Genomic DNA, 1,383 nt, shown 5'->3' with positions numbered 1-1,383 from the left:
CAGCCGGCCGACCGCCGCCGCGTCGCCCGGGCCGCTGCCGCCGCGCCGCAGCCGGGCGCGCAGGTCAGTGCCCGCCAGCAGATCCATCGCCAGGTGAAACCCGCCCGCCCGCGTCGTCCAGATCGCGCGCAGGCGCGGGATGCGGGGATGGGACAGACGCGCGAGCAGCGCCGCCTCCGTCCGGAGCGCCGCCTGCACCGCCACGTCGTCGATCGCGTCTGGCCGGGCGCGCTTGACCGCCCAGACCTCGCCCCTGTCGGTCACGGCCCGTTCGACCAGGGCGGTGCCGCCGCCGCCGATCGGGCCAGTGATACGGCAGGGGGGCTCAAAGACGCGGGACACAGCGGAAGCCCAGCACGTTTGGGTTGGTGAGCGGGCTCAGCACGCTGCCGCCGCGCAGGGTCCAGCTGGACCGCAGCCCCGCCAGGGTAAATGTCACGGTCTGCTCGCCGGGCGCACCGGGCACGCGCTCCGCCTGCGCCAGCAGCCGGAACATGGCCCACGGTCCGGCGGTGACGATCTCCGGCGTCTGGCCGCCGACCGTGACGAGCGAGAAGCTCGCGGCGCCGCTGCTGTCCAGGCTCGGCCACTGCACCTGCGTCGTGACCGGCGGGTCGTGGCGGTTGCGTATGGCGGTCTTGTCGAATGTCAGCGTCGCCGTCGTCGCGCGCGGATCGAGATAGGCCGGCTGCACGAAGAAGCGCAGCGACGGGTTGCCGTCGGTCCCGAAGAACAGGTTGCGGATGCGCCGCGCGCGGTTGATCTGGTCGAGCGCGGTGCGCGAGATGTTGAGCGAGATCCCGTCATCCGTCGCCAGCACGAGATCGCCGCTCGCGCCCGGCTGCGTGAACAGCGCGAGGTTCGTCGTCACGAACTTGTCCATGACGCCGCCGCGGCCGAAGAACGCGGCGAAATCCGCCAGCGCGACATCGGGCGCGCCGCTCGCGGCGTCCAGCGAGGCGAAGGGATAGCGGCCTGCGATGGTCTGCTGGCAGACGGAGTCGACGTCGCGCGCCCACACCGATTGCAGCTGCGCCGCGGCGAGCTGCAGCAGGGCGGACCAGATGCTGGAATACAGCTCGCGCATCACGTCGCTGATGGGGCGCGGCAGACTGGCTGCCTGCACGCGCAGGCCGAGCAGCGCGTCCGTGCTCTGGCCGGAGATCACCTGCGCCGCCAGCGTCTGCGCGGCGACGCCCGGGTCCTTGGCCGAATCAATGCCGGCGACCGTGCCGTAGGCGCCGGCGAGGGTGTTCTGGATGCGCAGCACCGGCGGCTGTCCCGCCGGTCCCGGCTCCGCCAGCGCCTGCAGCGGGGCGAACACCGTGCGGATCGCATCGCCCGGCCATGCGCCGCATGCCCGCATACCCCGGTACCGGCAAC

The 1,383-nt window shown here is 73.0% G+C and carries 2 protein-coding genes; both read right to left on the bottom strand.

Annotated elements, in window-relative coordinates; genetic code table 11:
* On the bottom strand, positions 1-342 hold a 342-nt coding region (locus B8460_RS14170; RefSeq protein ID WP_048862262.1), incomplete at its 3' end, for a protein kinase domain-containing protein.
* The coding region (locus tag B8460_RS14165; protein ID WP_206742656.1) for a type VI secretion IcmF C-terminal domain-containing protein at positions 326-1,383 on the bottom strand (1,058 nt) is incomplete at its 5' end. The genes B8460_RS14165 and B8460_RS14170, both read right to left, overlap by 17 nt.

Source organism: Acidisphaera rubrifaciens HS-AP3, assembly GCF_000964365.1.
Classification (GTDB): domain Bacteria; phylum Pseudomonadota; class Alphaproteobacteria; order Acetobacterales; family Acetobacteraceae; genus Acidisphaera; species Acidisphaera rubrifaciens.
Note: the sequence above shows the minus strand (reverse complement) of the source record. Positions and strands in the feature narration are given on the sequence as shown.